Raw genomic sequence first — 26622 nt, 5'->3', positions numbered from 1 at the left:
TGATTACTGGAACGACGCCAGATAGGCGACCAGTTGATCGATCTGTTCGGGCGTTAGCGATTTGGCGAAGGTGTCCGGCATGAAAGACATGCCATTGGCGGAATACATGTCGCCCGGATGCAGGTAGGCGCTTGGCGTGACGATGGACTCGCGGATGAAGCCTTCGGCGTCCTTGGCCTCGCCCTTGTAGTCAGGCGAGGCAATGACCTTTTTGGCCCGAGCTGCCAACCCGGCCAGTGTCGGTCCGGCGAGATTGACCCCCGGTGCAATCGAATGGCAAGCGCTGCACACCGGTGTGGCCGTGGTTCGAAACAGCGCCTCACCCAGGGCGATCGGGTCTTCCTTGTCGGACACCGGGCGTGCGGCGGGTGGCTGGTTGCCACCGGCGACATTCTGTTGTGCAACGGTTAGGTCCATGCCGGGAATCGACGTGCCGGTCACCAGAATCGGCCTTGGTGGCCAACCTTGATTGTCGACCTTGCTCACCCAATCCATAAAGGCGATTAACGCCGCGATTTCTTCGTCATTGAGATTCAGATTCGGCATCAACCGGCGATGGCGTTGCTCGTCATAAAACTTTGAGGGGTCTTTGAGGAACGCGGTGAGATAAGGCGCGCCGCGCAGCTGGGTGATTTTTGTCAGGTCCGGAGCGTAATACGCGCCTTCACCAAACAGCGTATGGCAATTGATGCAATTGTATTCATGCCATACATCCTTGCCGCGAGTGACCTCTGGCGTGATCTGTTGAGCGTTGGTCAATTTTGGAAACTGGCGGTGACTATCAACCGTCATGCCGAGAAACACCACGGCGGCGATGGCCGTCGATATCAGTGCGAACGAGCGTGTCTGGCGTTTGTTCATTGCGAACTCCCTAGACGCCGATACCAGTCCAGTAGGTGATGCCGATAATGCTGGCATAAACGACCGCGCTGGCCATCAGCACGAGCACCGCATAGCTGACTATCTTCAAAGCTTTTTGCACGGCTGCCTCCCGAGTAGAAAGTGCAGGTGGAAAGTTCCCGGAAAAGCGCTCTGCCGGGTGGGTATTAATCAACAGGAAGAGCGTTAGGCACATGCACAGCGGCTTTGCGCTGCTCAGAACGAGGCGGGCGACCTCGACTTCTGCTGCACTGACGATTGCCTGAGGTCAGGATTCGAATAGCCGAGAACAGGCACTAATTATTAACGATACCAAGCGCTGCATATTTGAGTGCCGTGGTTCAAGTTGGGAAATTGAATGATCTTGAGAGTAGTAGAGTTCGCATAACTGTCAAGAAATTGAATAAAATTTGAACCAGTCGTAGTGGCGATCACACAGAAGAGATTGAAATAATCGAGGCGAAGCAAATGATCAGCGTATATCTATTGAGGACGGAGGCGCATGGTATTCAGTCATGATCAACCGTAAGTGCTCGATGGCGTCATGATATTTTGAGATCGGTATTTCGTCTCTTCTCATGATACTGGCTGAAAATTTCCAATCCAGATAGAGCCGATCGAGAAGATCAAGGGCGGCGCAGCTCAAGCTATGTGCAGTTCGCTGAACTGCTGGTTGTTACCTTCAAACATCAGCTTTAGACATACTTCGGCTTGACCGGAAATCCAAGACCGGGCTTCTGCATCTCCTGACGATTTATACGGCCTCCAAAATGGTCTATGGCGTCGATCGTGTGGTGCGATTTCGAAACTGTCCGAGTTGTGAGCCCGCCATCGACGTACCTGCCGGACACCCTATCATCCGCCAGTTGCTGACGGGGACAAGCGAATCCCCCCAAAGGAGTCGCGGCCCGGTCAACGTTCTGGGTTCGGCTTTGATTTTGGCTCGGCCCATCAAATGTACAACTTCCTGCCGCGATGGCGAAGGTTGTCAACTACCATTCTACGATGGCAACGCCACAAAACGGCTTCTGAATACATGAGCGCGCATCGCTGGTCCTGACTGGGTACCGACAACTGTAAAAAGTCATGTTCAAACTCTTCGGACAACGCATAATCGGTATAGTTATGGAAACTTTGGTTGATCCAAAATACCTTAATGTTTAGTGCACGGTTATTTTCGAAAATCATCAAGCTCCGGTATTTGTATGTGACCGATTTTTGCGTAGCGCAGAAGGGCTAATCGACGACAAAGAGGATCATGCATCAGGGTTGACCGGGCAAGCCATGGGGAAGAACATCGAGTGGAGGGGATCTATAAGAAAGCTGATCAATCATCGAATTCGTTAATAATAAATTTCAAAAAACGACTTAAAAAAGGCCCGCAAGCGGGCCTAAAAAGCGGTTCTATTAGTTGCATGAAACTGTTTCAGCTTCTTACTCCTCAGATGCCACCAGTCGCGCACCTTTACGCGTGACCTGCTGCCCGACTTCAAAACTCGCATTGGGTGAGCGCACCGTATTAATCTCACCTTGGGCGTTTTTCACTTCATAAGCGGTTTCAGATTTGCCAATGCCTACTTGCACCGCACTGCCTGCGAAAAAACCGCCAGCTGCGCCGACTAATGCACCAATCGGGCCGCCTACCGCGCCAACCATCATTCCGGTCAAGGCGCCGAAACCCTTGCCAGCGGTTGTGTCGGGGACTTCACGGATTATCTGGTCTGCCTGGCATAGCGGAGACAGCAGTGTACACAGGGTAAAACCGAGCGCGATTGAACGAGTCATGACATTGTCCCTTTGGGGTTTGCGTTAAGTTCGTTATTCAATACACAAAACGGGCCAATAATTTTGTTGTTTAATTTCAATTAGTTAGTGAGGTGCATGGTCATTATGACCTATCCATACTAAGGTCATAATGACAAATAAATAGTCAATATGACTATCTCGACTGATAGCTTGTGCGTGCGTGCATGGCTGGACGATTGGTACTCGATGAGTGACTTTGACATGGGGGCGCAGTACCAATGCTAGGGATATTCCGACGCCTCCAGTGCTCAACTAACATTTGTAAGCTGCAATGCCGGTAAAGGCCACAGTTCCGATACCAGTCGGGCAGGCTGTCGTTTGCTTTCCCACTGACCACTTGTTTGCATTCGAGCTGACCAGCGACAGATGACGTATCACTGGACTTGCCCCTACAAAACCGGACACCAACTCTCTGTTAAATTGATGCCGCCGCCAAGCACCTGAACTCCCTCGGCGAGCGATATTTCAAAGCGCTGTGCGGATGCTGCTCGTTGTAATGTTCAAAGGCAATTGCCAGGTTGCGCAACGCTGTTTCCCGATCCGGTTTGGGCATATGCGCCACTTAATCGCGCTTGATCGTTTTCACGAAGCTCTCGGCCATGCCGTTGCTCTGGGGGCTGCGTACCGGAGTGGTCACCGGCTGCAAACCGATCTGTCGAGCAAACAGGCGTGTCTGTTCGGCGGTGTACGCCGAACCGTTATCGCTTAGCCATTGCACAGGCGTTATGGGCAGTTGATCGCCAAAGCGCTTTTCCACGCTTTCCAGCATCAAGTCGCGGATGTCACGCTCAGTTTCGCGCCGTCCTCGCAGCGGAACTCAAAGCCGTCCGAGCACCAACGCGTATCGCTGGTTTCATCGCAATACGGCCTTCGTGCCGACGCGGCACGCCGGGCTGTTTGATTCGGCGTTCAAGCAGCAAGTTCTGATCGCACATGACCCGGTAAACCCGCTTCACATTGATCGCCGGTAGCGACTGAGTTTCACCGGCGCGACGCAGTAATCCCCAGACCCGACGGTAGCCATAGCTGGGCAGTTCGCTGACCTGTTGCTGGATTTCAACCATCAGATCAGCATCGTCCACAGGCCTGCTTCGCCGTACTTTGGGCGATACCGATTGCTTGACTCGAACCGTTAATTGCGAGCGCGCTACGCCGAGACATTTCCTGACCAGTTTCACTGGTCGTCCCCCGGGAACAAGGGTGAGTGCGCAATCCATTTTCGCGACCGGGCGATCTCCACGGCCTCTTTGAGGATCTCTGCTTCCATCGTTTTCTTGCCCAGCATCCGTTGCAGTTCACGGATCTGCTTGAGCGCATCGCTCAGCTCGGAGGCAGGCACCACGGCTTCACCGGCACTGACCGCCGACAGCCTTCCGTCTTGGTAAAGCTTGCGCCACAGGAACAGCTGGTTGGCATTGGTGCCGTTACGCCGAGCCACCACCGAAACGCTTTGCCCTGGCTCAAGGCTCTCGCGAACCATGGCCAGTTTTTGCTCTGGGCTCCAGCGGCGCCGCCGCTCCTGGCCCAAAAGCTCCCCACTCTTATCGTTGCTGTTAGTCATAAGCATAACCGTTTGCCTATCCCTTATCGTAAGGGGGAAACGGTGTCCTGTCTTTCATGGGGCTCGTTCAACATCATTGATAGATCATCCGGTTAGCATCGTTTAAGTTGTCTCAAGCGGTCCGACATCTACCTCCTTTTGGAGAATCCTCTTATGCCTGAAGAAAAGACCATCTCGTCAGTTGCTTCCCAACAACTCCAGACGACGCTTTCAAAATGGGAGAATGAAGATTTAGCAGAAGGCCTCCTTACCCAAAGGGCTAGTGAGATTCCTGAATTGTCGAATGCCGAACTGGTACATCTTCGTGTCCGTGTGATTGCTTTGGAAAATCTGGTGATCGCTTTGCTCGCCCAAGGGTCGGATCAACAGATTGCTGTCGCGCGCGAAATGGCTAGCTACATCACACCAAGACCGGGTTTCACCCAGCACCCGCTGACGATTCATGCTGCCTCCCAAATGGTCGACAGCGTCGACCGTGCGGTGAGATTTCGAAAACTGTCCGGGATATGAGCGCGCCGTTAACCTCCATGTCAGGTGCACCTCATCCGACAGGTCTGCGCCGGGTAGACAAGAGAATGCCCCATAGGGGTAGCAGCCTTACTCAATGTTGCTGATTTAGCTATGGTCCGGCCTATCAAATGAACGACTATCCGGCCGCGGTGGATAAGATAGTCAGCAACAATCCGACGATGGCAACGCCACCAGACGGCCTCCGCACACATGATCGCGCACTGCTGGTTCTGACTGAGCGCTAACAATTGTGATAGTCCCGATTCAAATTCATTAGACAATGCATAATCAGCGTAGTTGTGAAAGCTTTGGTTGATCCAGAATCCATTAATGTCTGGCGCCACAGTTTTTGATTTTTTTCGTAATCCGCCAAGTTTGGCCAGTTGTATGTAATCGATATTTTGCGCAGCAAGCGCTTGCGGTAATGTATTAAAGTTGAATTGAGGGTTAGTTCGCGATAGGGGCGCGGTACGAATATCCGCGAGCCATTCAATATGTTCGGCCTGAAGTAGTTCAATGAACTCAGATAGGGTTCTGGTGGAATGACCTATTGTATAAATTACTGGAAGCTCGAACATTAGCCTGGGTCCAAAATACCAATAGTGCTAAATATGACAATGAGTAATCGACTTCGTTTACTTTCTACTAGAACGCTTAGGCGAAGGGTCAAGCGCTTCACCATCGATTGATGGTCCTTCGCCTGAAATTGTATTCGCAAGGGGGGGGATTCGGAAATTCCAGTTTATAGTCAAGAAAATAATTTATTCAGGTCTGTATTTTAGACGAAAACGCGATGAAAATCAGACATGTGGAATGACTAAAAATATGCCGACCTATTTGAAGATGATTATTTGTCTACTGGATGGCCTTCCTTCCTTAAATAAAAATTGAACCATTGGTGCTGAAAGTTGTTTTGACCCGCTTATAGAATATGATTTGCAATGTCCGTGAGTAAGGGGGAGTGTTGATTACATAATCCTAATTAAGAGGCGATGGAGCATAATCGTTACTCGGCGGGTCATTCGTCAGAGGTCGATCGCTCAGCGAACGCATGCGTGCTTCCAAGTTCTCACTGCCCGGTGTCCGGCGTCCATTAAAATATGGGCTGATCATTTTGTTGTGCCTGGTGTTAGGTGGGTTTTCCGGATTACAGGCGAAGGACTACGGCGGGCTCGAGCAGCAGCGTGTAGACGCCATATTTCCTGGCAGTGATAAGCTTTCCGAGCCGACAGGCGAGTTCAAGGTTCGCACCATCGGCACCGGCAAAGAGGTGCTTGGTTATGTGTTCCAGAGTCAGGACGTGGTGGATATTCCAGCCTACTCGGGCAAGCCGATTAACATGCAGGTCATCCTCGATACCCACGGTGTCATCCAGGATGCCTACGTGCTGGAACACCATGAGCCGATTCTGCTGATCGGCATTCCCGTGGAAAAGCTTCATGCCTTTGATGCCAAATACAAAGGGATCAAAGCCGACCGAAGGGTGGTCGTCGGTCACTCCAGTGATCCAGAGGCGGTGACAGTCGATGGGATCTCTGGAGCGACGGTCACCGTCATGGTGGTCAATGAGATCATCATGCGCGCTGCGCACAAGGTGGCCGTATCGCTGAAGCTTATTGAGGACAAGGGTGGCGCAACACAGAAGCCCGCCACCGTGCGCCAGGACTTTTACGAACCCGCCACCTGGGAGCAACTGACGGGCAACGGCGCCATCCGCCGCTTGAACCTGACCCGTGGCCAGGTCGACGCTGCCTTCAAGGGCACCGAAGCCGAAGGCGTCGACAACGCCAGCGCCGATCAGGTTGATGAGACCTTTATCGAGCTCTACACCGCCGACTTGAACCCGCCGACCATCGGCCGCGCGCTGCTGGGCGACAATCAATACCGTTTCCTCATGCAAGATCTCAAGCCCGGCGAGCAGGCCATCGCGGTGCTGGGGCGCGGCCTGTATTCCTATAAAGGCTCGGGGTATGTGCGCGGCGGGATCTTCGATCGGGTGCAATTACGCCAGTTCGGCAACATCATCAGCTTCCGCGACATGGACCATCAGCGGCTCTCCGATGTCTTTGCCAAGGGCATGCCGGAATTCACCGAAATGTCGATTTTCATTGTGCGCGAGCCGGCCCGGTTCGACCCAGGATCGCCCTGGTCCCTGGAGTTACTGGTGCGTCGCCAGATCGGCGCTGTGAGCGGTGTGTTCAGTAGCTTCGAGCTGTCTTACCAGTTGCCCGAGCCATACCTTTTGCGTCCACCGCCCAGCGCCGAAGAACTGGCCGCCATCGAGGTTGCCAACAGACCGACGTGGGTCAACATCTGGTACCAGAAAGCGTTTCAGATCGGGATCCTTTGCACGGCCCTTGCTGTGTTGATGGTGATCTTGTTCCTGCAGGACACTTTCACCCAATACCCGCGTTTCCTCCATTGGCTGCGTCGCGTCTATTTGGTCTTCACCGTGGTGTTCATCGGCTGGTACGCCCTGGGGCAGATTTCGGTGGTCAATGTCCTGACCTTCGCCCATGCCCTGTTTGAAAACTTTCGCTGGGAACTGTTTCTCACCGACCCGATTGTTTTCATCCTCTGGACCTTTACCGCCGCCAGCATTCTGCTCTGGGGGCGAGGCGTGTTCTGCGGCTGGTTGTGCCCCTTCGGTGCCTTGCAGGAACTGATCAACGAAGCCTCGCGCAAACTCAAGGTTCCGCAATTTGAATTACCCTTCGCATTGCATGAACGCTTGTGGGCCGTGAAGTACATCATTCTGCTGGTGCTGTTCGGCATCTCGCTTGAGTCGATGACTACCGCCGAGCAATTTGCCGAAGTGGAACCCTTCAAGACCGCCATCACCCTCAAGTTCGATCGCCAGTGGTGGTTCGTGGCCTATGCGGTGGCGTTGCTGGTCATCAACATCTTCACGCGCAAAGTCTATTGCCGCTACGTCTGCCCGTTGGGTGCCGCGCTGGCTATCCCCAGCAAGCTGCGTCTGTTCGACTGGCTCAAACGCCGGAAAGAATGCGGCACCCCCTGCCAGCTGTGCGCCAAGGAATGTGAGATCCAGGCGATCCACCCGGATGGTCACATCAACGGCAACGAGTGCCATTACTGCCTCGATTGCCAGATGACCTACCACAACGAAAACAAATGCCCGCCGCTGGTGCTCAAGAACAAGCGTAAGACGCGGGACAAGCCAGCACCCGTGCCAGAGCACGCCGAGTTGATTCCGGTGGTGCAAGTGTTCGAACCCTGACCCGGAACACGCATCGATTGACCGAGCTTTCTCATATCTGCCCCCGATGGAGCAAAACCCATGAGCGATAAAAAGTCGAAAAACGATCATGAACCAGTGATTGGCGCTGGCCTTAACCGGCGCGGTTTTCTTGGCGTCTCAGCCCTGACAGGTGCCGCGCTGGCGGGTGGCACGGCGTTGGGTAGCGCGGTATTCACTCGTGAGTCCTGGGCCGCGGCGGCCAAGGACGCGCAGTCAAAAATTCATGTAGGGCCGGGCGAGCTGGATCAGTATTACGGTTTCTGGAGCGGCGGCCATCAGGGTGAAGTGCGGATCATGGGCGTTCCATCCATGCGTGAGTTGTTGCGCATCCCGGTGTTCAACGTCGATTCCGCTACCGGCTGGGGCCTGACCAACGAAAGCAAACGGGTCATGGGCGACAGCGCCCACTTCCAGAATGGCGACTGCCACCACCCGCATTTGTCCATGACCGACGGCAAGTACGACGGCAAGTACCTGTTCATCAATGACAAGGCCAACAGCCGCGTTGCGCGTATCCGTCTGGACATCATGAAGTGCGACAAGATGCTCACCGTGCCGAACGTGCAGACCATTCATGGGTTGCGCCTGCAGAAAATGCCGCACACCAAATACGTGTTTGCCAATTCCGAGTTTGTCATTCCGCACCCCAATGACGGCAGCACCTTCGACCTGCAGGACAAGAACAGCTACACCATGTTCAACGTCATTGATGCCGAAAAAATGGAGATGGCCTTTCAGGTGATCGTCGAGGGCAACCTCGATAACACCGACGCCGACTACACCGGCAAGTACGCAGCGTCGACCTGCTACAACTCCGAGAAGGCCTACGACCTGGGCGGCATGATGCGTAACGAGCGCGACTGGGTGGTGGTGTTTAACATCCCGCGCATCGAAGCGGCGATCAAGGCCGGCAATTTCATCACCCTGGGTGACGCCAAGTCACCGGTGGTCGATGGTCGTAGAACTGAGGGCAAGGACAGCGATTTCACGCGCTATATCCCGGTGCCGAAGAACCCTCACGGGATCAATATGACGCCCGATGGCAAGTACTTCATTGCCGCTGGCAAACTCTCACCGACCTGCACGATCATAGCCACCGCCAAACTGGATGATCTGTTCGACGACAAATTCAAGGACCCGCGCGACGTGGTGGTCGGCGAGCCGGAACTGGGGCTCGGGCCGCTTCACACCACCTACGACGGCCGCGGTCACGCCTACACCACACTGTTCATCGACAGCCAGGTGGTGAAGTGGAACATCGATGAAGCCGTTCGCGCCTACGGCGGCGAGAAGGTCAACTGCATCAAGCAGAAACTCGACGTGCACTATCAGCCGGGCCACAACCATGCCTCGCTGACCGAAACCAGTGAAGCCGACGGCCAGTGGCTGGTGGTGCTCAGCAAGTTTTCCAAGGACCGCTTCCTGTCGACCGGTCCGCTGCACCCGGAGAACGACCAGTTGATCGATATTTCCGGCGACGAGATGAAACTGGTGCATGACGGCCCGGCCTTTGCCGAACCCCACGATTGCGTCATGGCCCGTCGTGACCAGATCCGGACCAAAAAGATCTGGGACCGTGACGACCCGTTTTTCGCCGAGACCGTGGCGATCGCCGCCAAAGACGGGATCAAGCTGGAGACCGACAACAAGGTCATCCACGACGGCAAGAAAGTGCGCGTCTACATGACCTCGATGGCCCCGGTCTACGGTGTCACTGAGTTCACCGTCAAGCAGGGTGATGAGGTCACCGTGACCATCACCAACATCGATAAGGTGGAAGACGTGAGTCACGGCTTCGTCATGACCAACCACGGTGTGAGCATGGAGATCAGCCCACAGCAGACATCCTCGATCACCTTCGTCGCCGACAAGCCGGGGTTGCACTGGTATTACTGCAGCTGGTTCTGCCATGCGCTGCACATGGAAATGGTCGGCCGGATGCTGGTCGAGAAGGCTTGAGGGCTGGTCGCATCAGGGCCGCAAAAAGGTAAACGCAGTGTTCAAACCCCTGACAAATGACTCATTACACGGCATGGCACTTTTGGTGTTGGTGTTTCTATCGGCATTTGCCCAGGCGTCGCCACGGCCCATCACCGAGCTGCCCCTGCAACCCGATAGCGATCACCACTGGAAGTTGCCGGCCGGAGAGTACCCGGGGCAGTTCACTATCGATCAGCCGATGCAGATCGATTGCGAGAAAGGTGCGGTCATCAATGCGCAGGGGCAGGGCAACGCTGTGTTCATCAGCGCTCCCGACGTGCGGATCGAGGGCTGCACATTGCTCGACTGGGGGCGCGACATGACGGCCATGAACTCAGCGATTTTCATCGGTCCCAAAGCCCGGGGTGCGGTGATACGCAACAACCGCATGAAAGGACCAGGCTTCGGCATCTGGGTGGACAGCACCCACGACGTCAGCCTGATTGACAACGATATCGAAGGCGACCCGAGCATTCGCTCCCAGGATCGCGGCAATGGGATTCATCTGTATGCCGTGCACGGCGCCAAGGTGATCGGTAATCACGTGCGACAGACCCGCGACGGGATCTACATCGACACCTCGAACGGCAACCTGCTGCAGGGCAATACTTTGGAAGACCTGCGCTATGGCGTGCACTACATGTACGCCAACGACAACCAGTTGCTCGGCAACACCACCCGCCGGACACGCACCGGCTATGCCTTGATGCAGAGCCGCAAGCTGACGGTGATTGGCAACCGTTCCGAGCAGGACGAGAGCTATGGCATCCTGATGAACTACATCACCTATTCCGAGCTGCGCGACAACTTCGTCAGCGACGTGCGCAGCGGCTCCGCCGATGGCGGTATGGTCAGCGGTGCCGAGGGCAAGGCGCTGTTTATCTACAACTCGCTGTTCAATGTCATCGAACACAACCACTTCGAGCGCAGTGCCGTGGGCATTCACCTCACTGCAGGCTCCGAAGACAACCGGATCGCCAGCAACGCCTTCGTCGACAATCAGCAGCAAGTCAAATACGTCGCCACCCGCTTGCAGGAATGGTCGGCCGAGGGGCAGGGCAATTATTGGAGCGATTACCTGGGTTGGGATCGCAATAACGATGCGGTGGGCGACGTGATCTACGAACCCAACGACAACGTCGACCGCCTGCTGTGGCTGTACCCGCAGGTCCGTCTATTGATGAATAGCCCGAGTATTCAATTACTGCGTTGGGTTCAGAGCAGTTTCCCCGTGACGAAATCGCCGGGGGTCAAAGACAGTTTCCCGCTGATGAACCTTCCGACGATGCCCCAAACACAGCGGCCGACCTTATGAACGCCGTCGAGATCGAAGGGGTCAGCCAGCGTTACGGCAGCATGACCGTGCTGCACGATCTGACCCTGAGTCTGGGTGAAGGCGAGGTGCTGGGCTTGTTTGGCCACAACGGTGCGGGCAAGACCACGGTGATGAAATTGATCCTTGGCCTGCTCAAGGCCAGCGCCGGCCAGGTGCATGTACTCGGCTGCCGACCCGCACAAGCCGACGTGCGACGCCAACTCGGTTACCTGCCGGAAAACGTGACGTTCTACCCGCAACTCAGTGGCCGCGAAACCCTTCGGTATTTCGCCCGTCTCAAAGGAGCCGCCCTGACGCAAGTGGACGAGTTGCTCGAGCAGGTCGGGCTTGCGGGGGCCGCAGACCGTCGGGTGAAAACCTATTCCAAGGGCATGCGCCAGCGTCTGGGCCTGGCTCAGGCGGTGCTCGGCGAGCCGCGCCTGTTGCTGTTGGACGAACCGACGGTGGGGCTGGACCCGATCGCTACCCAGGATCTTTACCTGTTGATCGACCGTCTGCGCCAACAGGGCGCGAGTATCATCCTTTGCTCCCATGTGCTGGCAGGCGTCGAAGCGCATATCAACCGTGCGGCCATCCTGGCCAATGGCTGCTTACAGGCGATCGGAAGTCTGTCCAGGCTGCGTGAAGACGCCGACTTGCCGGCGCGGATCCGGGCCAGTGGTCTTTGCCGACGCGAGCAATGGTTGCAGCGCTGGAATGCCGCCGGGCACATCGCTACGGCCATGGGCGGCAACGGGGTCGAGGTGATGGCTGTCAATGGCCACAAAGTTGATCTGCTGCGCCAGTTGTTCCACGAGGATCAACCGCAGGACATCGAGATACTGCAACCGTCCCTCGAAGACCTCTACGGCTACTACATGAGTCGTGCGACCACCGGCACAGAAGGCACCCAGCCATGATGCAGATCTGGAGTATCGCCGGTAAGGAGTTCAGCGACGGGCTGCGCAATCGCTGGCTGCTGGCAATCAGTCTGTTATTCGCCATTCTGGCGGTGGGTATCGCCTGGCTCGGCGCGGCGGCGTCCGGGCAAGTGGGCTTCACTTCCATTCCGGCCACCATCGCCAGCCTCGCCAGCCTGGCGACGTTCCTGATGCCGCTGATTGCCTTGCTGTTGGCCTATGACGCGATCGTCGGCGAGGACGAGGGCGGAACGCTGATGCTGTTGCTGACCTACCCCTTGGGGCGTGGACAAATCCTGTTGGGCAAGTTTGTGGGTCACGGTCTGATCCTGGCGCTGGCCACGCTGATCGGATTTGGCTGTGCCGCCGTGGCCATTGCCTTGCTGGTCGATGATGTTGATTTGGGAATGCTGCTCTGGGCGTTTGGCCGCTTCATGGTGTCTTCCACGCTACTGGGCTGGGTGTTTCTGGCGCTGGCTTACGTGCTGAGCAGCAAGGCCAGCGAAAAATCCAGCGCAGCCGGAATGGCCTTGGGCGTGTGGTTTCTCTTCGTGCTGGTATTCGATCTGGCGCTGCTGGCGTTGCTGGTGCTCAGCAAAGGCACGTTCAACCCGGATTTATTGCCGTGGTTGCTGCTGCTCAACCCGACCGACGTCTACCGCTTGATCAATCTCTCCGGTTTCGAGGGCAGCGGCAATGCCGTCGGCCTTATGGCGTTGAGCAGCGATTTACCCGTGCCGACTTCGTTGCTATGGCTCTGTCTGCTGCTCTGGGTAGGCGTTTCGTTGCTGTTGGCTTTTTGGATGTTTCGCCGTCGACTGACTTGATTTTTTACGCTCGGGACAATTGATATGAACACTCTGTACCTGGCCGGGGCCCGTGTCCTGGTCGTCATCATTACCTGTTTGGGATTGGCGGCGTGCAACGATCGCGCAGAGGAAAAGCAAACCCTTGGGCCCGTGGCCTTCCATCAGAGTGACGAGTGTCATGTCTGCGGGATGGTCATCGCCGACTTTCCGGGCCCCAAAGGTCAGGTCGTGGAAAAAGGCACGGTCAAGAAATTCTGCTCCACTGCGGAAATGCTCGGATGGTGGCTTCAACCGGAGAATCACCACACTGAAGCGAAATTATATGTGCACGACATGGGGAAAAGTACTTGGGAGAAACCCGACGACCATTATCTGATTGATGCGACCAAAGCCTACTATGTCGCCGGCACCTCGCTTAAAGGTTCCATGGGTGTCGTTCTGGCGTCATTTTCCGAGGAGGCTACCGCACGCAAACTGGCCAGCGAGCAGGGGGGCAGGGTGTTGCGTTTTGATGAAATCGATTTGGCGCTATTACAGCAAACCCCGACGATGTAGCCGAGCGGCCCGTTTCGCAGAAGAGAGCGGGCTCGCTTCTGCGATGTGGTTTTTTTTACTGGGGCACTCTTACTTCAGCGTCAGGATCCAGTCGGCCAGGGTCTTCGCTTCTTCGTCGGTCACCTGGTTGGCTGGCATTGCTATCGGCCCCCATTTGCCCGTACTGCCTTCTTTGATGCTCTTGACCAGGGTTGTCGATGCGTCGGCCTGGCCGGCGTATTTGGCCGCCACTTCCTTGTAACCTGGACCGACCATTTTGGCGTCGATCATATGGCAGGCAACGCAGGTTTTGCTCTTGAAGAGCGTCTCGCCATCAACGGCTTGAGCTGATTGCAAAGTCAGCGCGGCACCCAGGGCCAGCAGTGGAACAAGAATACTTTTCATCAGTGTCTCCTCAGACAAAGAAGCAGATTCGAAACGACCCGCTTCCGGTTTGTTCAAAAGGCATCGCATTGATTATTATTAGGGTGAGTTTTTCGGCAATACAAACTCATTTCTTCAGGTGTTGATGATTGTCGGCGGGGAGCCGAGTGGTGTAAAAACGCTCTTTACACCTTTATTAGATTTGCCATCTTGAGCAATCGTTCAATTTTATCAGGATGTATTGGAATACGTGTGGTTAATTGTCGCCAGTGGATAATTAATTGTTGCGCGCTAAGTGTGTCGTATTCGTAACTACCGGAGTTGAGTGCTGGTGATTTACCTTGATAATCGCTCCTTTAAGTTGGTGTTGCGTAAGTCACTAAAATATATTGAGTTTAAAGTATGGCGGGAAGGATATGTTGGACGTCAGCAAAGCCTTGTGTACGCTCTGCAATATGTCCGCGGTGTTTAAATTAAAAATCGCTTCTCGAAAAGACGTTTTTCATCCTTGCCTTGATATTGATCAACTATGCAGGCAATCAATTGGCGCGATAATCGGTGACTCCGCAATGACTTGGGTAAAGGCCGATCACGCCCGGGATGCCATTCTCGAGATTGAAATCGCCCAGGCTGACATTGCGCGCCTGCCGCTGTTTTCGACGCAATAGCTGAGGGGTTTGCTGAGGCTTGACCAGATCGAGAAGGCAAATAGTCAGGGCTTTAACGTTCAAGTCCCACATTGAGGGCCCTGGTTATTTGGGTTTAAAAAGGGAGCAGCAGGGGGAAGGCAATAGCATTCAGATGGCCCAGGAAGAGAAACCCCGAAACCAATACCGCGTTGATTGACCAGGCCACCGTGAGGAAACGAGCGATCTGACCGTAGATGGGGTCACAGACATTATCCGCATTGCGCCATACAGCATTGCTGAGCACTACGCCGTAGAGCCAGAACACCACCCACAGTGCAGTGCTGCCCTGCGAGTTTAACCACTGCTGAAGCTTACTCATCACGTCTCCCAGGTCAGCTAGTGGCCCGACTTTCCCTACACTCTCGTACAGACTTCACCCTGATGATGCCGACATAGTGGACGTCGTGCACTGTTTCAGTCTAGCGGGCTTTTCCGACATATCCGGACCCAGTACGGGTAGGTCGACAAACCTTGCTACCATGTTTCCGGATTCAGCGGGACGGGTTTATGGAGTAAACGATGGACAAGAAATCGCTACCTGATTGGGATCCCAGGTCTGAAGCCGTATTAAAGGATCAGACGACAGCCTACGACGACATGCGCCACCGTTGCCCGGTCGCATACAGTCAATATGGCTATACGTCATTATTCAGGCATGAGGATGTGCTGCGCGTACTTAAGGATCATGAGACCTTCAGTAATGCCGTCTCGCGTTTCCCCTCGGTCCCCAATGGAATGGATCCGCCCGTGCATACGGTGTACCGGAACCTCATAGAACCTTATTTCAGCCCGGAACATATGGATGCCTTTGCCCCGGCGTGCCGTGACATAGCGGTTCGTCTGGTGAGGGCGTTACCGGATGAAGGCCCTTCAGAACTGATAGGCGAATTTGCTCAGATCTTTGCGTTGCAGATCCAGTGTGCCTGGCTGGGCTGGCCGGCGGATCTTCATGAACCGCTGCGCCTGTGGACGCTGAAGAATCACTCGGCCACCCTGTCCAGAGACGACGCCGCCCTGAGTGCCGTGGCCCTCGAGTTTGACGGTTACATCAAGGATCTGCTGGACGTGCGCCGTACAGCCGGCGCTGCTGCGCCGAACGACATCACGACCATTTTGTTACGCGATCAGTCCTTGGGAAGGCCCCTGACAGACGACGAGATCGTCAGCATTTTACGTAACTGGACGGTCGGTGAACTCGGAACCATTTCCGCCTCAGTCGGCATTCTCGCGCATTATCTGGCCATCAACTCCGGGTGGCAGCAGAAATTGCGCGAACAACCCGCGCTGTTACCTGCCGCCATTGATGAAATACTGCGTATTCATGCACCACTGATCATGAACCGTCGGGTAACTACGAAACAGGTCTCGCTGGGCGGGCGCACGCTGGCGAAGGGTTCGCGTATCGCCCTCAACTGGGCGTCCGCCAATCGGGACGAAGCGGTCTTTGGAGATTCCGATGAATTGCGCCTCGATCGCGATCCCGAGCTGAACCTGCTCTATGGTGCCGGCATTCATGCCTGCCCCGGTGCACCGCTTGCCAGACTGGAGCTACGGATCGTGATGGAAGAACTGCTTGGACGCACCAGCCGGATTATACTGGCGCCGGATAAGGAACCAGTGAACGCGTTTTTCCCTGCCAGCGGGTTTTCTTCTCTACCCCTGCGGATTCAAAAACCGTCTTCCCAAGCTTTGGGAACCTGCCTGACCCCTGAGATCCGATGATCCCGGGACAGGCCTTTTATACTGGACGGCTTGGCGGCGAGACCAACATGTGGGTCAGCATGATTGACGTCAGTTTAGAGCGGGCGCTGCGTCGGGTAATGCAGCTTCGCAACGCCGGTGTCGATAGCGGCCTTGAGTGACTTACAATAGGTCAGTCGATCAATGCTTGGTTCTGGCTGAATTGAGCCTTGATCGGCCGTGAGTGTTATTTCAAACCAAGCCGCTTCGCCAGTCGGTGCAGGTTGGCTACGTCCATATCCAGCATTCGAGCACAGGCAGACCATTTCCTTGCGCAATTATTCAGCGTGTTGTCAATCAACTGACGCTGGAAGTCATCCGTCGCATCCCGCAGACCCTGGTCAACGCCGAGGGAAGGAACATCCAGAGCAACAGGCGGCGTATCCATCTGCTCGGGTACTTGATTGAAATGCTGTGCTTCAAGCAGCAGCTCGTCACTTTGCTGGGTCGCACGAGCAATGATTGTCGCTCGATAAACAGCATGCTCCAGTTCGCGAACGTTTCCTGGCCACGTATACTGCTTGAGCAACGATAGACAGTTGGCAGCCAGAGCCACCCGTTTCAATCCCATGCGTTCCCTGCTCTTCTCGCAGAAAAAACCCGCTAGCAATGTGATGTCCTGCCCTCGCTCACGCAGTGGTGGTACATGAATCGGGAATACGCTTAAACGGTGGAACAGGTCTGCACGGAACCGATTGTCTAACACCTCCTGCTTCAGATCACGATTGGTCGCGGCAAGCACCCGTACGTTGACCCGCAAGACGTTATCGTCACCGACCCGTTGCAGGTCGCCGTATTGCAGTACCCGCAACAGTTTCGCTTGCAGACTCAGTGACAGTTCACCGATTTCGTCGAGAAACAGTGTGCCGTTATCAGCCATTTCGAATTTGCCGGTGCGATGATGGATAGCGCCGGTAAAAGCCCCTTTGACATGGCCGAACAACTCACTCTCAGCCACTGATTCCGGCAGCGCTGCGCAGTTCAGATAGACTACAGACTGACCGGCGCGTGATGAACCTTCATGTATGGCCTTGGCGACCAGTTCCTTGCCGACTCCGGTTTCTCCAGTGATCAAGACGTTCAGGTCGGAACCTGCCACCATTTCGATCTCTCTTTTCAACTGTCGCATGACTTCGCTGAGCCCGACCATTTCGGTGCCGGGTTTGCCCGCCGGGATATTACTGATGGAGAGAGGAGTAATGGTCTGACTTTCCAGTTGCTCCACCAGCAATGCATTGGTCAAGGCAGCAGAAGCGAGGGCTCCCACCAGTCGCAGCTCTTCGTCGCTGAAGTGATCAAACTGTGCCGGGTCCATGCCATCGATCGTCAGCGCACCAATCAGTGTCTGGTCCGCGAACAACGGTAATCCGATACAGGCATGCACTTTGAGGTCCTGCCGGTTCGGTATCAGTCCGTCATAGGGATCAGGCAAATGACTATCTGCCGGAAAGCGCACCACGTCACCGGCGCGGGCAATGGCTTCCAGTCGCGGATGTGCATCAAGGCTGAAGCGACGCCCCAGAACATCCGGTGCCAGGCCGTCAATCGCCAGCGGACGGAACTGTCGCTGTTCATAACGCAACAAGGCAGAAGCGTCGCAACCCAGCAATTGGCGCAAGGTATTGATTAAACGTTGAAATCGGTCCTGATGGGAAATGCCGCTCTGCAACTGAATAGCGATGCGTGCCAGGGATTCAACGGAGAGACTCATATTTTGTCACTTTGACAATGAATTAGTCATAAAGACAATAATCGGGCAATGTCATATTGACAATCGTTGTTTTATTTATCCTTTTTTATCAACAGCTTATGATCTGGCATAAACATTGCCATCTTCGGTGTAGAACATCATTTCTATACCGAGGTAGGTCATGTCAATTCACGTCAAGAACAACATTCATTGGGTCGGTCAGCGCGATTGGGAAGTGCGGGACTTTCATGGCACAGAATACAAATGCCACAAAGGTAGCAGTTACAACAGCTACCTGATCCGTGAAGAAAAGACCGTACTCATTGATACGGTTGATCACAGGTTCAGCCGGGAGTTCATAAAGAACTTGGTGATGGAAATCGACCTGAACACGTTGGACTATATCGTCATCAATCATGCCGAAGAGGACCATGCAGGGGCGCTGACAGAGTTGATGTCGCTGATCCCGAATACGCCGATCTATTGCACCGCCAATGGCGTGGACTCGATCAACGGTCATCACCATCATCCAGAGTGGAATTTCCACGTTGTATATACCGGCGACACCCTGGATGTCGGCAATGGCAAACAGTTGGTTTTCGTGGAAACCCCGATGCTGCATTGGCCAGACAGCATGATGACGTACATGAGCGGCGATGCCGTACTGTTCAGTAACGACGCCTTTGGCCAACATTACTGCGACGAACACCTGTTTAATGATGAAGTGGATCAAAACGAACTGTTCGATCAGTGCCAACGCTACTACGCCAACATCCTCACGCCATTCAGTCGTCTGGTCATTCCGAAGATTACCGAGATCCTCGGTTTCAATCTGCCGGTCGATATGATTGCCACCGCTCATGGCGTGGTGTGGCGTGATAATCCGACGCAGATTGTGCACCGCTATCTGGAATGGGCGGCGGACTATCAGGAGGACCGCATCACACTGTTTTACGACACCATGTCGAACAACACCCGCATGATGGCCGATGCCATCGCACAAGGCATTCACGAAGTAGATCCGGGTGTGGCGGTGAAGATTTTCAACGTCGCGCGTCACGACAAGAATGAAATTCTGACCAACGTGTTCCGCTCAAAAGGTGTTCTGGTGGGCTCGTCCACCATGAACAACGTCATGATGCCGAAAGTCGCCGCCCTGCTGGAGGAAATAACCGGGCTGCGTTTTCGCAACAAAAAGGCTTCGGCGTTTGGCAGTTACGGCTGGAATGGCGGGGCGGTAGACCGTATCCAGACGCGCTTGATGGACGCTGGTTTTGAAACCACATTGGCGCTCAAAGCCAAGTGGCGGCCAGACGGTGACTCGCTTGAGGTTTGCCGAGCTCATGGCCGCGAAATCGCTCGGCAATGGGCGCTGCATCCATCGACGGACGCACAAGTCGCACGACCTGCAGCCACCGCAACTGCCCAGGCAGAACCAGTCGCGGACAACGGCCCGCGCATGCAGTGCAGTGTCTGCCAATGGATTTACGACCCGGCGATCGGGGAGCCGATGCAGGATGTACAGGCCGGTACGGCCTGGTGTGATGTGCCTGATTACTTCCTGTGTCCTGAATGTTCACTGGGTAAATCGGTATTCGATGAGCTTGCTTCGGAGGCGAAATGAACAAGGAAATCGTCATTGTGGGCTCCGGCTTCGCGGCTCGTCAGGTGGTCAAGAACTTGCGCAGGCTCGATGCAGCGGTGCCCATTCGGTTGATCGCTGCAGACAGTTGCGATGAGTACAACAAGCCCGACCTGAGTCACGTCATCAGTCTCAATCAGACAGCGGACGACATGACTCGTCAGTCTGCGGCGGAGTTTGCCGAGATGTATCGGTTAACCCTGAATGCTGGTTGCCAACTGACTGCAATTGATCGCGAAAACAAGCGTATCAGCGCCGGCAGTGAGGCATTCAGCTATGACAAACTGATTCTTGCCACGGGTGCGCAAGCCATCGTTCCGCCGATTCCCGGACGGGAGTGGATGGTGACTTTGAACAGTCAGCAGGAATACCGTCATGCACAACATGCACTGCGAGCTGCACAGCGCGTACTGATCCTCGGAGCCGGCTTGATTGGCAGTGAACTGGCAATGGATGTCAATCGTGCCGGAAAGCAGGTGGTACTGATGGATAAGTCCTACAGCCTGCTGGCATCGTTGCTGCCTGTTGAGGTGAGTAGCCGCTTGCAGCATCGGTTATGCCAGATGGGGGTGGAAATGGTGTTCAACCAGGCTTTGGAATCCATTGAAAAGAAAGGCGATAGCCTGTTGGCGACTTTGTCCAATGGTCGGCAAATCTCCACCGATGTGATCATTGCCTCAATCGGATTGAAACCTGATACGAGGTTAGCGGCGCAGGCTGGCCTACGGGTTGATCGTGGCATTGAAGTTGATGACCGCATGTGCACCGCTGACCCACACATATTTGCCGTTGGCGATTGCGCGCAAATCCAAGGCAAGCTGCTGCCGTTTCTGCAACCCATTCAGTTAAGCGCCATGACCCTGGCGCGTAATGTGCTGGGTGGCGATGAGCAAGTGAAGTTCCCGGCGATGCTGGTGAAGATCAAGACCCCGGAAATGCCGATGCACCTGGCCGGAGAAACCAACCGGAAGGACTTACAATGGCAGATCAGCCTTGAGTCACAGGGGCTGGTAGCCAAAGGGCTGGACATGGCAGGGCAGCTACGGGCGTTCGTCGTCAGTGAGGACCAAATGAAGCAGGCCTTTACATTACTACGGCAACTCTCGTTGTAAATCAAATTGGCAGTGCTCACCCGGATCTAGCGCTTCCTCATCTCGTTCGAAAATTTGCCTCTCCAACCAGGCCTCCACCTCTGCGACGACAAAATATATTTCAGTCTGTTTGCTCTGCCCGAATTTGATTGGGCGGGGGAAGCTGATATCTGTTTCGCGCAGTTTTTCTAGGCCCGAGCGACTTTTGTCAAAGTAGCACTGTAGAGAGGTATGGCTGATTAGGTACTTCGTGGTGATGTCCAGCTGCATTTTATAGCGGGCTGACTTCTGCCTCTCTCGCCTCGAAGTGCTGTTTTCTCCTTGGCGGACTGCTGTCGGACATTGTTCTGTGCGGCGCGGTGGCTCTCATTGGCATGCTCGATCAGATTTATGAGTTGGGCCGTATCACTCTGCTCATTACTCTTCGCTAGGCGTGAAAGGGCTTTTATCGAGGCGCTCGGGAGTGAAAAAAGTCTGGGCTTGCTCACCGTTTTGAGGGCTGCCGTACTGCTTCTAGCGCCAGGAGTTTTTCATGGAGTTGAGTGTGATAAGGTAATGAACTGTGTTTTCAAGCACTCTCCTCAGGGCAATCAAAGCGCCGAGATGGGTGCGTGTCAACGCCAGCAAAAAAGTGACCTCCAGGGGGTCACTTTTACATTGGCGGTGACACTTAGGACTCAACACGGGCGGTTCATGCGCTCATATCACTGACGGCTCATGCCGCCCAGGCGCTGCGACAATGCCTGCATGCCCTGGCTGAGGGTGCTTAGGCTGGCCGCGTCGCGGGCGCCTTCCTCGCTGGCGGTATGGATGCGCACGGCCAGCTCATTGATTTCCTGAGTCACATGGCTCTGTTCCTGGGCCGCCACGGCAATCTGCTGCGTGCGCTGAACGATATCGTCGAAGCCGAGCACCGTGGTGCCCAGCGAGGTCGCCAGCAGATCGGCCTGGGCTACCACCGAACGGGTACGCTCCTGGCCGGCGAGCATGGTGCTGACGGCGGTGACCGAAGCCTGGCGCAATTCGGCGATCATCTGTTGGATTTCGTCCGCCGAAACCTGGGTGCGTCCAGCCAGGGTGCGCACCTCGTCGGCCACCACGGCGAAGCCGCGGCCCTGTTCGCCGGCCCGGGCGGCCTCGATGGCGGCATTGAGCGCGAGCAGGTTGGTCTGCGCGGAGATCGACTTGATTACGTCGAGTACTCCGCTAACCCCTTCGATATCCTGGCCGAGGCGGGTGATCGCGGTGGCCACGCTGCCGATGTCGCTGCTCAGGGAGACGATGGCCTGGCTGTTCTGGGTCACGTGGCCCTGGCTTTCGCGCGCTGTGCCAAGGGATTTTTCGGCAGTGTTGGAACAGTCGCTGGTGGTGTGTGCGACCTCCTGGGCACTCGACGACATTTCCGTTACAGCGGTGGCGAGCAAGGTGTTGTCCAGGCGCTGGGTCTCCGCCCGCTCGGTCATGACTACCGACAACCGCGCAACGTCGTCGGCTTGGCGCAGCAGCTTCGAGGACTCATCGGCAATTGTGCGTAGCATCAGCCGGAGGCTGCCGGCGTAGCGGTTGACCGCGCCGCGCAGCAGGCCGATTTCATCCGCACGCAGAATCTCCAGCTCGGCCGCGCCGGCACCTTGCTGCTCGCCCAGACGGTTGATTTGCAGAGTGGTTTCGTCGATCTGCCTTAGCAACGTGCGCCCCGCTAGCCATGCCAAGCCGAAAATAAGCAGCAGCACTGGTACCAGGGTAGTGAGGATGTCGATGGTCAGGCGGCTGGCGATCGCGGTCATCTGTGCTTTCGGCGTGACTAGGCCAATCACCCAGCCACTGGCGTTGATGCCCGTCAGGCTGACGTAGCCGGCCGAGCCGAGTCGGCTGTCGTCCTCAATGGCGAAGGTATGCGCCTGCTGCTGGCCGGTCTTGCGCCATTGCGTCACGCTGTTGAACCATGGCGCGCTGTTCAGCAAGCCGGTTTCGTCGGCTACAGCCTGACCTTGGCCGACTGGGAAATAGAGCACCTTGCCTGAGGCGTCTAGGGCGAAGGCATAGCCGCCGGTCACGTTGCCGTTTGCCTTGAGAAAGTCTGCCAGGCCGATGAGGGTCAGGTCGATGGTGGCGACCCCGGCGAAGCGCTGATCGCGGGTGTAGCCGATGCTGCAGGTGGTCATCAGGATCTTGCTGACCGGGTCCTCATAGGCGTCCGACCAGTTGCAGTGGCCATCTTTGCCGGTCTTCCCCTGGGCGTACCAGTCGGCTGCATGGTAGGCCTCAGCCTGTGGCGCGTTGTATTCCTCGGAGTAGCCCAGGCTGCTCTGGTTGCGCGCCCAGTAGAAGCTCCGTCTTTCGACACCGGGAGTGAAGGCATTCGGCTCGGGCCAGAGGCCACCACCGGCCACCGCCGCGTCGCCCTGGGAGTCGATGATGCGCGCAAGGCTCGGCTTGATCAGTTCCACGTCGTTGGGCAGGGTCGCGCCGAGGCTGGCCATGGCACCCACCCGTCCGTCGATTTCGGCTAGCTTGATGCTCAACTGGCGCGCGATGGCCACCGCCGATTGCTGGGCGCTCTGGGTATTCGACGCGATCAGCTTGGGCTCGCCACTGAGCACCATCACCGCGTAGATGGAGCCGGCGGTGACCAGCACGATGGCGCCCATCGCCAAGCTGAAGCGCGGCATGATTTTTACAGGCAGCAGGCGCATGGCCGTCTCCTTGAGGAGTAAGAGAACCGGCGCCCTAGGCGAACGGCAAACACAGTATCATCTGGGCTATCGGCGCCTTGCCAGGGATCATGAGGGCGCCGGCCCAATAAACTGCACCTTTGAACGGTCATCAAGCCGCCGTGTCCGCCAATTTGAGGCCAGTTGATGGATACCCTTGCGGCCGCTGATCGGTGGCCCGATCGCGTAGGATATTTATCTCTACTTCGCAGGCTTGACCGAAACGACCTCAATGAACCTGTATTTTTTCCGTGCCGTCTTCGTCGCGTCCAGTTCAGCCTGAAGCGTGCTTAACGTGTTGGCCTCGTGGGTGAACAACTCGGTCTTCCCTTCGAACTCGTTACCTACGCGCAACGTAACCTCCAGTTCAGCCACCTATAACGTCCCCTTGACCTGCGCCATGCTGTGTTTTTTCCACGGTACGACACAGATGAAAACCCTCTTAGTTCGTCGAAAACTCTGGGCCAAACATGTCCTCGACACGACCTGTAACAATGCAAGTGTCGTTATCCCGTTTGCGCAGATACCATGCCCTCTCTTATGCCTGGCGCCTATCAGGCTAAACACGACTCGAATATACAACCTGAAACAAGAGGTATTAAACGGTGAGAATTGTACTTGTGCTGCTATTGAGTGCGCTGTCCATGCAGGCCTTGGCGGCCAATATGGGTGAACGCCTGACACCCTGGACCTTACAAGATCAGCACGACCAACCCTATACCCTGGACGCGAAAACCCACGTCTTGCTGGTAGCTCGAAATATGGACGGCTCCAAGTTGGTAAAGGCCGCGTTGGAAGATCAACCCAAAGGCTATCTGGAAGCACGCAATGTCGCCTTTCTCGCTGATGTGCAGCGTATGCCTTCGTTGATCGGAAAATTTATCGCGATCCCGGCCATGCGTAATTATAGCTACCGTGTCGTCCTCGACCGCGATGGTAGTGTCGCGGTTAATTACCCAGGTGCAGAAGATAAGGTGCTGTGGCTGCAACTGGATAACGGAATCCTGGTGGCCCAGCAGGAGTTTACCAATGCTGATGAACTGCGTTCAGCGTTGGAAAAGTTGCCAGCTCAATGATTTCGATGATCTGTCCTTGGGGCAATAGGTGTAGGGGGATAAGGTCCAAAGGAATGCTTTTGGCAAGCACCCGGTAGTAGATTTTGAGCAGGTTAAATGGCTAAACAACAGCCTCAAGGCGATCATATGAAAAAAACGGCCATAATAACGGGCGCGAGCCGTGGGATAGGCCGTGAGATTGCTTTAAGGGCTGCGCGTGACGGTGCCAATATTGTTATTGCCGCCAAAAGTGCTGAGCCTCATCCCAAACTGCCCGGCACCATCTACAGTGTCGCCCAGGAAGTCGAAGCAGCAGGAGGCCGGGCGCTCGCCCTGCAAGTGGATGTGCGCGATGAGACCAACGTGCGCGAGGCACTTGCCCTTGCTGCCGAGCACTTCGGTGGCATCGACGGACTGATCAATAATGCAGGCGCGATCAAGCTGACTGGGGTTCAGCACATCGAACTCAAGCGTTTCGACCTCATGCATCAGATCAACACCCGTGCCGTGCTGCTGTGCAGCCAAGCGGCGCTTGCGTATCTGAAAAAGTCCGGCGGGCACATTCTCAATCTTTCGCCACCGCTTAACCTCTCCACCAAATGGTTTGCCCAATACAGCCCCTACACCGTGACCAAATACGGCATGAGCATGTTGACGTTGGGAATGAGCGAGGAATTTAAGGCCCATGGCATCAGTGTTAACTCACTGTGGCCACAGACCATGATTGCCACTGCTGCGATCGAGTTTCAGTTGGGGGCACGCGAAGCGTTCAAGTATGCCCGAACACCAGCAATCATGGCGGATGCCGCTCACACAATTCTTACCAGCAACGACCGCAGGATAACCGGACGCTTGTTGATTGATGAGGAAATACTACGAGAAACCGGCGTCACCGAGTTTGAACACTATAGGTTCGCCCTAGATACCACTGACAATCTGATGTCGGATCTGTTCGTGGATTGAATAACAGCCAGGCTACTAGTGCCCCGTGCGGCTTGGTCGTCAGCCTAAAGTAATTTGAATACCCTTGCAGTCCACTAATCAGCGAATCCGGCATAGGGCTCACAAAGTATTATCCATGGAGTCGGTAAGCTCAATGCAACTGTCCGTGTAAGGCGGTGCGCCTTCTGATTGGAGCATTACAGATGCCATTCCAGATTCAGAAACGGCGTATTGGCCTCGGTGCCAGGTGTGTTGGCTGAGTTGTTACCGAACTTGTTCTTCCAGTATTCGTAACCCACCCCGGCAAAGAAAGTATCTTTCTTGCCGAAAGTGAGCTCGCCCACGTCCACAAGTAAAGTGGCGTGCACGAGCGTTTCGCTCACGGTGTCGTTACCGAAGCCGTCCTTGCCCTTGGGCGGGATGAAGTTGGCAAAGCCCTTGAACTTGAGCGGTGCTGAGCCGAGCTGGAATGGAATCTCCCAGGCGGTTTCCAGGTAGTACGTGTTGTTGAAGCGAATATCGTGCTCCTGGGCGAACGGCAAGCCGTTGTGGTTGCGCTCGGAGCGGTACATCACACTGAAGTCCCAAAAACCTGTCACGTTGAAGTTGATAGTCGGGCCGATGACGAGCATGCGTTTTGCCGGCGCGAAGGCAGTGTTTTTGGTGTTCCAGTCGACGCCACCCGAAAGTGACCAGTCCCGAATGGGTCCCCACTTGAAATCCTGGCCGGATATTTTACTCAGTGAAAGTTGATGGCGATATATCGCATACACCTCGGTAGCACCGTCGCCGCCGCCGTCGGCTGGATCGTCTTTACCGGAAAACAACACCTGCACGTCGAGGAAGTTGCTGCCGTATTTGTATCCGTCAACGTGAGTGAACTCAACGATGTGCTTGGCGATCGGGCCATCGATGCCCGGCTCAGCGAAGTGGGTGCCATACCAGTAACTGATTGAGTTATCGCTCCAGTCGGCAGCTTGCAATGAAGTGGCCGTCGTCAATAACAAAGTACTGATGGCAAAGGTCTGCCGAACGAGAAACGTGCGGTTCTGCATCTTTCATTTCCTTGAGTAGTCGTCCACTTCGGCTTGAGGGACTT

22 protein-coding genes and 3 pseudogenes are annotated in these 26622 nt (G+C 55.4%); 13 read left to right on the top strand and 12 right to left on the bottom strand.

What is annotated here, in order from left to right:
• Positions 1-3 precede the first annotated feature (3 nt).
• From ACZRJ6_RS18165 to ACZRJ6_RS18150, 4 genes and pseudogenes are all read right to left on the bottom strand, one after another.
• Complete coding sequence (locus tag ACZRJ6_RS18165; RefSeq protein WP_463969241.1) at positions 4-861, bottom strand: c-type cytochrome; 858 nt, start codon at positions 859-861, stop codon at positions 4-6.
• A 969-nt stretch (positions 862-1830) separates the two neighbouring features.
• On the bottom strand, positions 1831-2067 hold the full coding sequence (locus ACZRJ6_RS18160) for a DUF488 family protein (protein ID WP_463969242.1): 237 nt from the start codon (positions 2065-2067) through the stop codon (positions 1831-1833).
• 246 nt (positions 2068-2313) lie between these two features.
• Positions 2314-2664: a hypothetical protein gene (locus tag ACZRJ6_RS18155; RefSeq protein ID WP_133102852.1), complete on the bottom strand. Its 351-nt coding sequence runs from the start codon at positions 2662-2664 to the stop codon at positions 2314-2316.
• A 436-nt stretch (positions 2665-3100) separates the two neighbouring features.
• Positions 3101-4246 (bottom strand): annotated as a pseudogene (locus tag ACZRJ6_RS18150) (transposase).
• 153 nt (positions 4247-4399) lie between these two features.
• Here ACZRJ6_RS18150 and ACZRJ6_RS18145 point away from each other — a divergent pair.
• Positions 4400-4756 (top strand): hypothetical protein, encoded by a 357-nt coding sequence (locus ACZRJ6_RS18145; RefSeq protein WP_463969243.1) that lies wholly within the window; start codon positions 4400-4402, stop codon positions 4754-4756.
• A gap of 20 nt (positions 4757-4776) precedes the next feature.
• Here the strand turns inward: ACZRJ6_RS18145 and ACZRJ6_RS18140 are convergent, their stop codons facing one another.
• Positions 4777-5334 carry a DUF488 domain-containing protein gene (locus ACZRJ6_RS18140; RefSeq protein WP_463969244.1) on the bottom strand — a complete coding sequence of 186 codons (558 nt, stop codon included), beginning with the start codon at positions 5332-5334 and terminating at the stop codon, positions 4777-4779.
• 473 nt (positions 5335-5807) lie between these two features.
• Between ACZRJ6_RS18140 and nosR the strand changes: the two genes are divergently transcribed.
• From nosR to ACZRJ6_RS18110, 6 genes are all read left to right on the top strand, one after another.
• Positions 5808-7997 (top strand): transcriptional regulator NosR, encoded by a 2190-nt coding sequence (nosR, locus tag ACZRJ6_RS18135; protein ID WP_350616471.1) that lies wholly within the window; start codon positions 5808-5810, stop codon positions 7995-7997.
• A 60-nt stretch (positions 7998-8057) separates the two neighbouring features.
• Entirely contained in the window at positions 8058-9977 is a 1920-nt protein-coding gene (gene nosZ / locus ACZRJ6_RS18130) for a TAT-dependent nitrous-oxide reductase (RefSeq protein WP_463969245.1), read from the top strand.
• A gap of 73 nt (positions 9978-10050) precedes the next feature.
• Positions 10051-11313, top strand: a complete 1263-nt coding sequence (locus tag ACZRJ6_RS18125) for a nitrous oxide reductase family maturation protein NosD (protein WP_133102847.1) — start codon at positions 10051-10053, stop codon at positions 11311-11313.
• Positions 11310-12233: an ABC transporter ATP-binding protein gene (locus ACZRJ6_RS18120; RefSeq protein WP_463969246.1), complete on the top strand. Its 924-nt coding sequence runs from the start codon at positions 11310-11312 to the stop codon at positions 12231-12233. The genes ACZRJ6_RS18125 and ACZRJ6_RS18120 overlap by 4 nt, the downstream gene beginning before the upstream one ends.
• On the top strand, positions 12230-13060 hold the full coding sequence (locus ACZRJ6_RS18115) for an ABC transporter permease (protein ID WP_463969247.1): 831 nt from the start codon (positions 12230-12232) through the stop codon (positions 13058-13060). The genes ACZRJ6_RS18120 and ACZRJ6_RS18115 overlap by 4 nt, the downstream gene beginning before the upstream one ends.
• Before the next feature lie 24 nt (positions 13061-13084).
• A complete protein-coding gene (locus tag ACZRJ6_RS18110; protein WP_133102844.1) occupies positions 13085-13597 on the top strand; it encodes a nitrous oxide reductase accessory protein NosL in 513 nt (170 codons plus the stop codon).
• A gap of 69 nt (positions 13598-13666) precedes the next feature.
• On the opposite strand, the gene ACZRJ6_RS18105 is transcribed toward ACZRJ6_RS18110, so the two are convergent.
• Positions 13667-13981, bottom strand: coding sequence for a c-type cytochrome (locus ACZRJ6_RS18105; protein ID WP_463969586.1), 315 nt, complete (start codon positions 13979-13981; stop codon positions 13667-13669).
• A gap of 395 nt (positions 13982-14376) precedes the next feature.
• Between ACZRJ6_RS18105 and ACZRJ6_RS18100 the strand changes: the two genes are divergently transcribed.
• Complete coding sequence (locus ACZRJ6_RS18100) at positions 14377-14628, top strand: hypothetical protein (RefSeq protein ID WP_463969248.1); 252 nt, start codon at positions 14377-14379, stop codon at positions 14626-14628.
• A gap of 94 nt (positions 14629-14722) precedes the next feature.
• Here ACZRJ6_RS18100 and ACZRJ6_RS18095 read toward each other — a convergent pair whose 3' ends face one another.
• Positions 14723-14968, bottom strand: a complete 246-nt coding sequence (locus ACZRJ6_RS18095; RefSeq protein ID WP_463969249.1) for a hypothetical protein — start codon at positions 14966-14968, stop codon at positions 14723-14725.
• A 200-nt stretch (positions 14969-15168) separates the two neighbouring features.
• On the opposite strand from ACZRJ6_RS18095, the gene ACZRJ6_RS18090 reads away from it, so the two are divergent.
• A complete protein-coding gene (locus tag ACZRJ6_RS18090) occupies positions 15169-16371 on the top strand; it encodes a cytochrome P450 (protein ID WP_463969250.1) in 1203 nt (400 codons plus the stop codon).
• A 205-nt stretch (positions 16372-16576) separates the two neighbouring features.
• Here the strand turns inward: ACZRJ6_RS18090 and norR are convergent, their stop codons facing one another.
• Positions 16577-18100: a nitric oxide reductase transcriptional regulator NorR gene (gene norR / locus ACZRJ6_RS18085; protein ID WP_463969251.1), complete on the bottom strand. Its 1524-nt coding sequence runs from the start codon at positions 18098-18100 to the stop codon at positions 16577-16579.
• Between the two features lie 160 nt (positions 18101-18260).
• On the opposite strand from norR, the gene norV reads away from it, so the two are divergent.
• The gene (gene norV / locus ACZRJ6_RS18080; protein WP_463969252.1) at positions 18261-19703 is read left to right on the top strand and encodes an anaerobic nitric oxide reductase flavorubredoxin; all 1443 of its coding nucleotides are present in this window, start codon (positions 18261-18263) and stop codon (positions 19701-19703) included.
• Entirely contained in the window at positions 19700-20833 is a 1134-nt protein-coding gene (gene norW / locus ACZRJ6_RS18075; RefSeq protein WP_463969253.1) for an NADH:flavorubredoxin reductase NorW, read from the top strand. Before norV ends, norW begins: the two co-directional genes overlap by 4 nt.
• A gap of 683 nt (positions 20834-21516) precedes the next feature.
• Here the strand turns inward: norW and ACZRJ6_RS18070 are convergent.
• From ACZRJ6_RS18070 to ACZRJ6_RS18060, 3 genes and pseudogenes are all read right to left on the bottom strand, one after another.
• A complete protein-coding gene (locus ACZRJ6_RS18070) occupies positions 21517-22746 on the bottom strand; it encodes a methyl-accepting chemotaxis protein (protein WP_463993554.1) in 1230 nt (409 codons plus the stop codon).
• 162 nt (positions 22747-22908) lie between these two features.
• Positions 22909-23295: pseudogene (locus tag ACZRJ6_RS18065) on the bottom strand (cache domain-containing protein); the annotation flags it as partial.
• 432 nt (positions 23296-23727) lie between these two features.
• A pseudogene (locus tag ACZRJ6_RS18060) lies at positions 23728-23901 on the bottom strand (hypothetical protein); the annotation flags it as partial.
• A gap of 230 nt (positions 23902-24131) precedes the next feature.
• Here ACZRJ6_RS18060 and ACZRJ6_RS18055 point away from each other — a divergent pair.
• Positions 24132-24602: an FAD/FMN-containing dehydrogenase gene (locus tag ACZRJ6_RS18055; protein WP_133102831.1), complete on the top strand. Its 471-nt coding sequence runs from the start codon at positions 24132-24134 to the stop codon at positions 24600-24602.
• A 126-nt stretch (positions 24603-24728) separates the two neighbouring features.
• Positions 24729-25544 (top strand): SDR family oxidoreductase, encoded by an 816-nt coding sequence (locus ACZRJ6_RS18050; protein WP_463969588.1) that lies wholly within the window; start codon positions 24729-24731, stop codon positions 25542-25544.
• Between the two features lie 176 nt (positions 25545-25720).
• Here the strand turns inward: ACZRJ6_RS18050 and ACZRJ6_RS18045 are convergent, their stop codons facing one another.
• On the bottom strand, positions 25721-26578 hold the full coding sequence (locus ACZRJ6_RS18045; protein WP_463969254.1) for a hypothetical protein: 858 nt from the start codon (positions 26576-26578) through the stop codon (positions 25721-25723).
• Positions 26579-26622 lie beyond the last annotated feature (44 nt).

The organism is Pseudomonas sp. C321 (assembly GCF_055407105.1).
Note: the sequence above shows the minus strand (reverse complement) of the source record. Positions and strands in the feature narration are given on the sequence as shown.